Below are 7,899 nucleotides of genomic sequence, written 5' to 3' on the forward strand. Positions count from 1 at the left end.
CAACGGCCCGGAGTTACCGATGCAGGTGGTGCAGCCGTAGCCGACCAGGTCAAAGCCAAGCTGGTCCAGGTAAGGGGTAAGGCCGGCGGCCGCGTAGTAATCGGTGACCACCTTCGAGCCAGGAGCCAGCGAGCTCTTGACCCATGGCTTGCGCTGCAGGCCTTTTTCCACGGCCTTCTTCGCCACCAGGCCGGCGGCCATCATCACGCTCGGGTTGGAGGTGTTGGTGCAGGACGTAATGGCTGCGATGACCACCGCGCCGTCGCGCAGCGAATGATGCCTGCCGCCGTGTTCGAAGCTGGCACCGTCGGCCTGGGCGGCATTGCCGACCGCCACGCCACCGCCGCCCTCACTTTCCAGGCGCCCGACTTCCTTGCTCTGCGGCTTGGGCTGCAGGCCCATGAAGCCCTCGAACGCCTTGCCGACATCCGGCAGCGCGACCCGGTCCTGGGGACGCTTGGGCCCGGCAAGGCTGGCGACCACGTCGCCCATGTCCAGCCCCAGCGAATCGCTGAACACGGGCTCCTGGCCCGGTAGGCGCCACAGGCCCTGCTCCTTGCAGTACGCCTCCACCAGTTGCACGGTTTCATCCGGGCGCCCGGAGAGGCGCAGGTATTCCAGCGTCACTTCATCGACCGGGAAGAACCCGCACGTCGCGCCGTATTCCGGTGCCATGTTGGCAAGCGTGGCGCGGTCCGCGAGCGGCAGTTCGGCCAGGCCGTCGCCGTAGAATTCCACGAACTTGCCGACCACGCCCTTCTTGCGCAGCATCTGGGTCACGGTCAGTACCAGGTCGGTGGCGGTGATGCCCTCGCGCAGCTTGCCGGTCAGCTTGAAGCCGATCACCTCGGGGATCAGCATCGACACAGGCTGGCCGAGCATGGCCGCTTCCGCTTCGATGCCACCGACGCCCCAGCCGAGCACGCCCAGGCCATTGATCATGGTGGTGTGCGAATCGGTGCCCACCAGGGTGTCGGGGAAGGCATAGGTGCGGCCGTCTTCTTCACGTGTCCACACGGTACGGCCCAGGTATTCCAGGTTGACCTGGTGGCAGATCCCAGTGCCCGGCGGTACCACGCGGAAATTGTCGAACGCGCTCTGGCCCCAGCGCAGGAACGCGTAACGCTCGCCGTTTCGCTGCATCTCGATGTCGACGTTGGCGGCGAAAGCCTGCTGGCTGGCGTAGCGGTCGACCATCACCGAATGGTCGATCACCAGGTCGACCGGTGACAGCGGGTTGATGCGCTGCGGGTCGCCACCGGCCTTGGCCATGGCCGCGCGCATGGCCGCCAGGTCGACCACTGCCGGAACGCCGGTGAAGTCCTGCATCAACACGCGCGCCGGGCGGTACTGGATCTCGCGATCGGAGCGGCGCGCCTTGAGCCAGTCGGCCAGCGCGCGCAGGTCATCGCCGGTGACGGTCTTGCCGTCCTCCCAGCGCAACAGGTTTTCCAGCAACACCTTGAGCGACATCGGCAGTTGCTGCAGATCGCCAAGCTGGCGAGCCGCCTCCGTCAGGCTGAAGTAATGGTAGGAACGGCCTGCGACCGTCAGGCTCTTGAGGGTTTTCAGACTATCGAGCGAGGGCATTGCCAACTCCTTCTGCGCCGGTGGCCGACAATTTCTGGAGGTTGCCGGTATCACCGCCTCTGTGGGGGTCCGCACGGCACGGACCTGGCTGAATGGTCAGGCTAGACCGGCTTTGCCGGCCCTGACCCAATACTGGACCGGCGGGGCATGTCGCAGGTTCCGATCTTCCTTTATCATGCGGCGCTTTGCCGGTGCATGCCTGTGCACCGGGTCAGGGTTGGTGGAATGTGCGCCGACCGTCGTGGAGTGAGAAATGAATACCCTGTTCATGCATTGCCGGCCCGGCTTCGAGGGCGAAGTCTGCGCCGAGATCAGCGAGCATGCTGCCCGCCTGGGCGTTGCCGGTTACGCCAAGGGCAAGCCGCAGAGCGCCTGCGCCGAATTTGTCTGCAATGACGCCGCCGGTGCCGAGCGGCTGATGCGTGAATTGCGCTTTTCGCAGTTGATCTTCCCGCGTCAGTGGGCGCGCGGCAGCTTTATCGAATTGCCTGAAACCGACCGTATCAGCGTGTTGCTTGCGCATCTTGGCGATCACCCGGTCTGCTCCAGCCTGTGGCTGGAGGTTGTCGACAGCAACGAGGGCAAGGAGCTTTCGACCTTCTGCCGCAAGTTCGAAGTGCCGCTGCGCAAGGCCCTCGAGAAGGCTGGCCGGCTGGTTGACGGCGGCGTGGGCCCGCGCCTGTTGCTGACGTTCATCAGTGGTCGGCGCGTGTTCGTCGGCCTGGCCGAGGCTGGCAACTCGGCGCTGTGGCCCATGGGTATTCCGCGGCTCAAGTTTCCCCGCGAGGCGCCCAGCCGTTCGACGCTCAAGCTTGAGGAAGCCTGGCACCATTTCATCCCGCGTGATCAGTGGGAGCAGCGGCTGTCCGGCGACATGACGGGGGTCGACCTCGGTGCCGCGCCGGGAGGCTGGACTTACCAGCTGGTGCGGCGTGGCATGCTGGTGACCGCGATCGACAACGGTCCGATGGCCGAGAGCCTGATGGACACTGGCCTGGTACAGCACCTGATGGCGGACGGGTTTACCTGGCGGCCGCGGCAGAGGGTCGACTGGATGGTCTGCGATATCGTCGAGAAGCCGGCGCGCAGTGCGGCGTTGCTGGAGACCTGGCTGGGGGAGGGGTTGTGCCGCGAGGCGGTGGTGAATCTCAAGTTGCCGATGAAACAGCGGTATGCGGAGGTGCGGCGGTTGCTTGACCGGATTGAAGAAGGGTTCAAGGCGCGTAAGGTGAGGGTGTCGATTGGGTGTAAGCAGTTGTATCACGATCGGGAGGAGGTGACGTGTCATTTGCGGCGGTTGGATTTGAAGTGAGGGAGTATTGGGGGCGCTGGGGCGCTTTGGTTGGGTGAATATCCGTTTGCGGAGGTGGCGCTGAGGGCGGTTTCGCCCTTACGGCGAGTCACTTTTGACAAGCGCCCGGTGTGCCGGCCCAGCCAAAAGTAACCAAAAAGGCTTGCCCCTCCATGGGCCCTACGCTGCGCTTCGGGTCCCCTCCTTCCGGTGTCGCTACGGGGCTGCGCGGCCCTGCTCGCGCCTTCGGCTTCGCCGAAGGTGGGCTACGCCCACGCCCCTTCACGACACCTCCACTCGGCCTGCTGGAAAGGGGCGGTAGATCAAAAGCCAAAGCCAGAGCAAGAGCAAGAGCAAGAGCAAGAGCAAGAGCAAAAGCAAGACCTAGGTCGAGTGCTGGATCAAAAGCAGTACTGTTGGGCGCCGCCGGACGTGTGGGAGCGCGCCTTGTGCCGCGATCGGGCCCGCAGGGGCCGTAAAACCATCCCGTGCGGTGTGTCAGGCAAGATGCGGTTCACAAGTCCCCACCCCCACAATCCTTGCCCAGACACCCGCCCAGCCCTTCAAGCGCATGCTGCAGGCTGCCCCGTGACAATTCCCCGAGGTGACTGTCAACCAGCCGCCCTTCAGCGTTGTAGAACAGCGTGGTCGGCAGCGCCATCGAGCCGACGCGCTGCGCGAGCTGTCCCTGCTGGTCGAACAGCACATGCGACAGGTTCAGCCCGGTGGTCATCAGGAAGGTGGTCACGGTCTGGGGCGTTTCACCCTGGTTGACGAACAGGAAGGTGACGCCGGGGTGCTCGTGCTGGGCTTGTTGCAGCACTGGCATCTCTCGTCGGCAGGGCGGGCACCAGGTGGCCCAGATGTTCACCACCAGCGGGCGGCCTCGGTACTTGTCCAGCGCAACCGGCTGGTCCTGGGCTGTGCGCAGGATCAGGTCCGGCAACTGCGTGCCCTGGCCATGGAAATGACTGGCCAGGCTGCCGAGCACCCAGAACAGGGCGCCCGCGAACACGCCCCAGCCCAGCGGCCGGCGCAAGCCCGCATGCCGCCAGCCTTGCCAGAGGGCACCGGCGACTACCGCCAGCACCCCGGGCCAGAGCAGGAAGCCGCCGTCGCGCAGGTCGATCACCTGCGACAGGTCATCCCGGTACATCGCCCAGTAGCTCGCCACGAAGCCCACCCGGGCGCTGAGCAGGCCCAGCACGAACAGGTTGAACAGTGCCGATTCCGGGCTCTGCCCGCCGCGGCGTGCAACCCACCAGCCAACCAGGCTGGCGATGAGCAGGGCGCACAGCAGGAGCAGGTGGTTCAGGGCCAGGGTCAGCGGGCCCAGGGTCATGGTCAGCATCAGCCTTGGCTCCGTGTCTGCGTCCAGTGCTGGATGAAGTCTGCGGCGTCGATCTCGCCGGTGATGCGCCGGTGACGGCGTTCCTCGCCCTCCGGGCCGATCCAGACCAGGCTTGGCGGGCCGGGGACCTGGTAGCGTTGCAGCAGTGCGCGGCTGGCCGGGGTGTCGGCGGTGACATCCACGCGCAGCAGGTGCACGCCGGCAAGCCCGGCCTGGACGTCGTCACGGGCGAATACCTGTTGTTCCATGACCTTGCAGGACACGCACCAGTCGGCAGAGTAATCCAGCAGCACCCATTGACCACGGGCCATGGCGCGGTCGAGCTCACGCTGCAGTGCCTCGGGCTGGCTGACGGTGACGAAGGCATCGTGCGCCTGGCCGGACGCTAGCGGCCGGGAGCCAGCCACGAACGGTTGCAGCGGCTGCCAAGGGTCACTGCCGCCCGCGGCGGCGCCGACCAGCAACAGGCCTCCCCACAAGGCGCCCAGCAGGGGCAGGGCGCGCAAGGCCGGCAGGCGTTGCAGGGCAGGCCAGCACGCCCACGCCAGGGCGATGAGCCAGGCGCCTGCCACGGCCAGCACCAGCGGAGCCGGCAGCAGACCGCGCAGGATATACAGCGCCATGCCGAGGAAGACAAAGCCGAACAGGCCCTTGACCCGCTCCATCCAGGCGCCTGGCCGGGGCAGGTAGCGGTTGCCCAGGGTCACCAGCAACAGCAGTGGCACGCCCATGCCGAGACCGAGGCTGAACAGCACCAGCCCGCCTTGCAGCACGTCACCGCTCTGCGCGATGTACAGCAGCGCACCGGCCAGGGGCGCGGTCATGCACGGGCCCATGAGCAGTCCGGACAACGCGCCCAGCAGCGCCGCGCCATACAGGTTGCCGCCCCGGGTGCCTTCGCCCGCCTGGTTCAGGCGGTCTCGCAGGCCAGCCGGCAACTGCAGTTCGAACGCGCCGAACATCGGCAGGGCCAGGAGCACGAACAGCGCCGCCAGACTGCCGAGCAGCCAGGGTTGCTGGAGCCAGGCCTGCAGGCTTGCGCCGAGCAGCGCGGCGACCACCCCGAGGGCTGCATACACCAGCGCCATGCTCAACACATACACGCTGGCCAGCAGCCACCCGCGGCGAGCGCTGGCCCCGTTGCCCAGCACCAGCCCGGCCAGGACCGGCAGCATCGGCAGCGAGCAAGGCGTGAAGGCCAGCAGCAGGCCCAGGCCGAAGAACGCCAGCAGGCTCCAGGCGAGGCTCGCATCCCGCAGGCCGCCGGCCAGGCTCTGGTCGCTGGCGAGCCCGGTCGCGGGGCCCGCGGACGGGCTGCCGCCCAGGTCGATCAAGGTCGTCTGCGGCGGATAGCACAGGCCGGCATCGGCGCAGCCCTGCCAGCCGAGGCGCAACTGTCCGCTGGCGCTGGCAGGCAGCCGTAGTTCCAGCTCGCCGCGGTAGACCGGGCTGTCGCCGAAAAAATCATCATGATGATTGAGTGCCTCGGGCAGGACCGGCTGCTGGGCAGCGGGCAAGCCGTCGAACTTCAGTCGTTTCTGATAAAGGTAGTAGCCCTCCTTGATCGCGAAGCGCAAACGCATTTCGCCTGAGGGCAGGCGGTCGTGGGACAGCATGAACGCCTTTTCCACGGGCAGGAAGTCTGGCTGCTTGAAGAACGGGTTGGCGTGAAGAGGCCCTGCGAGCAGAAGCATCAGTGAAAGGAAGAGAACGCGCATGTCGATGCCTTGGCAATGCAGTTGATCGGCCCATGCTGGTGCGCGGCGATTAACCGAGGGTTAACCCGCTACCGCGCGATGGTCGCTCAGCCCGCGACGACCGCAGCGCGGCGGGGCATAATCCTGTCTTAATCGCTCGCCTGTGCAATGCACCTTTCATTTGGAGGCACCTTCATGCACGTCCTGCTTTGCGAGGATGACGACCTGATCGCCAGCGGCATCAGCGCAGGCCTTGCCGCCCAGGGCCTGACCGTCGACCGGGTGGCCACGGCCTCGGCGGCCCGGGCCCTGCTGCAGGCGGCGCAGTTCGACGTGATGGTGCTGGACCTGGGCCTGCCCGACGAAGACGGCCTCAAGCTGCTGCGGCGCTTGCGCCAGCAGGGCGAGACGCTGCCGGTGCTGATCCTGACCGCGCGTGATGCCATCACCGACCGCGTCGAGGGCCTGCAGGCCGGTGGCGACGACTATCTGCTCAAGCCCTTCGACCTGCGCGAGCTCGCGGCGCGCCTGCACACCCTGGTGCGCCGCGCCGTGGGCCGGGCGGTGAACATCATCGAGCATGGCCCACTGTGCTACGACCCCAGCAGCTGCGTGGCCACCCTCGGCGGGCGGCCGGTCGACCTGTCGCGGCGTGAGCAGGCATTGCTTCAGGCGCTGCTCAACAATCCCGGCCGGGTGCTCAGCAGCGAGCAGCTCAAGGACTGCGTCTATGGTTTCAGCGACGAGGTCGAGAGCAACGCTCTTAACGTGCATATCCATCACCTGCGGCGCAAGCTGGGCAACGGCATTGTCGAGACGGTGCGCGGCCTGGGCTATCGCCTGGGGCCGGCGCAGGTGCCCGAGGACGCCTCGTCATGAGCCTGCGGGTACGCCTGAGCCTGATCCTGGGCAGCGCCTTCGTGATCATCTGGGCCCTGGCCGCCGCCTGGATGCTCCAGGACCTGCGTCAGCAGATGATGTTCTCCCTCGACCAGCGCCTGGTGGCCTCGGCGCGCATGGTCGCGGGCCTGATCGATCAATTGCCGCAGCCACTCAAGGGCCAGGAGACGCGCCTGGCCGCCGACCAGCTCAGCGTGCCGGACGGCATGGCCTGCCAGGTGAGCTCGCTGCGTGGCGAGATCCTGGCCAGCAACCACACGCACGACGGTTCGATGGATGACCAGCGCAGCGGCTTCCAGGACCAGGTCATCGACGGCGCCCTGTGGCGCACCTTCACCTACACCCGGGGCGATGTGCGCATCACCACCGCCGACCGCCATCTGGAGCGCGAGGCGCTGAACCGCTCGATCCTGCTGGCCGCCTCGGCGCCGGTGGTCATGGCGCTGCTGGGCAGCCTCGGGCTGCTCTGGGTCGGCCTGGGCAAAGGGCTCGAGCCGCTCAACCGCATGCGTGACGCCCTGCGCCGGCGGCGCGCCGACAGCGTCGAGCCCTTGCAGGTCGCGGGCCTGCCGAGCGAGTTGCAGCCGCTGCTTGAAACCCAGAACCAGCTGTTTCTGCGCATCGCCCAGGCCCTGGAGCGCGAGCGGCGCCTCACCGACGACGCCGCTCACGAGCTGCGCAGCCCGTTGACCGCCATCAAGACCCACCTGCAGGTTGCGCGAATGACCGACGGGGCGGTGCGCGAGCAGGCTCTGGAGCATGCCGAGCAAGGTGCCGACAGGCTGCACCGGACCCTGGAGCAACTGCTGATGCTGGCACGGGTGGAGGGCAGCCTGTCGTTCGACGATGGCGTGCCGTGCAGCGCCGAGCAGGTGGCCCTGCAAGCGGTACAGGACGCTGGCGGCGGCGACAAACGCCGGATTGCCCTGCGGCTGCCAGCGGAGGCGGCCAAGGTCTACCTTGGCATGCCAGCGCCCCTGGCCGTGGCGGCCCTGCGCAACCTGCTCGACAACGCGCTGCGCCACACCGCGGGTGACGAGCCGGTGGAGCTGGATGTGCAGGTGATCGAC

6 protein-coding genes are annotated in these 7,899 nt (G+C 67.2%); 3 read left to right on the top strand and 3 right to left on the bottom strand.

Annotated features, from left to right (window positions below):
- Positions 1 to 1,590: aconitate hydratase AcnA (acnA, locus tag VJS90_RS11270; RefSeq protein WP_324121732.1), on the bottom strand; the 1,590-nt coding region annotated here is incomplete at its 3' end.
- 253 nt (positions 1,591 to 1,843) lie between these two features.
- Here acnA and rlmM point away from each other — a divergent pair.
- Positions 1,844 to 2,902 (top strand): 23S rRNA (cytidine(2498)-2'-O)-methyltransferase RlmM, encoded by a 1,059-nt coding sequence (gene rlmM / locus VJS90_RS11275; RefSeq protein WP_324121733.1) that lies wholly within the window; start codon positions 1,844 to 1,846, stop codon positions 2,900 to 2,902.
- 493 nt (positions 2,903 to 3,395) lie between these two features.
- Here the strand turns inward: rlmM and VJS90_RS11280 are convergent, their stop codons facing one another.
- Complete coding sequence (locus VJS90_RS11280) at positions 3,396 to 4,232, bottom strand: TlpA disulfide reductase family protein (protein WP_324121734.1); 837 nt, start codon at positions 4,230 to 4,232, stop codon at positions 3,396 to 3,398.
- Positions 4,232 to 5,950: a protein-disulfide reductase DsbD gene (gene dsbD, locus VJS90_RS11285; protein ID WP_324121735.1), complete on the bottom strand. Its 1,719-nt coding sequence runs from the start codon at positions 5,948 to 5,950 to the stop codon at positions 4,232 to 4,234. The genes VJS90_RS11280 and dsbD overlap by 1 nt, the downstream gene beginning before the upstream one ends.
- A 174-nt stretch (positions 5,951 to 6,124) precedes the next feature.
- Here dsbD and VJS90_RS11290 point away from each other — a divergent pair, with 174 nt between their 5' ends.
- A complete protein-coding gene (locus VJS90_RS11290; protein WP_324121736.1) occupies positions 6,125 to 6,808 on the top strand; it encodes a response regulator transcription factor in 684 nt (227 codons plus the stop codon).
- On the top strand, positions 6,805 to 7,899 hold a 1,095-nt coding region (locus VJS90_RS11295; protein ID WP_324121737.1), incomplete at its 3' end, for a histidine kinase dimerization/phospho-acceptor domain-containing protein. The genes VJS90_RS11290 and VJS90_RS11295, both read left to right, overlap by 4 nt.

The sequence above is a fragment of the Pseudomonas sp. genome (assembly GCF_035277045.1).
Lineage (GTDB): Bacteria > Pseudomonadota > Gammaproteobacteria > Pseudomonadales > Pseudomonadaceae > Aquipseudomonas.

Excerpts from the sequence above, each read along its gene's own strand:
- rlmM (WP_324121733.1), top strand. The coding sequence starts at position 1,844 with ATGAATACCCTGTTCATGCATTGCCGGCCCGGCTTCGAGGGCGAAGTC.
- VJS90_RS11280 (WP_324121734.1), bottom strand. The coding sequence starts at position 4,232 with ATGCTGACCATGACCCTGGGCCCGCTGACCCTGGCCCTGAACCACCTG.
- dsbD (WP_324121735.1), bottom strand. The coding sequence starts at position 5,950 with ATGCGCGTTCTCTTCCTTTCACTGATGCTTCTGCTCGCAGGGCCTCTT.
- VJS90_RS11290 (WP_324121736.1), top strand. The coding sequence starts at position 6,125 with ATGCACGTCCTGCTTTGCGAGGATGACGACCTGATCGCCAGCGGCATC.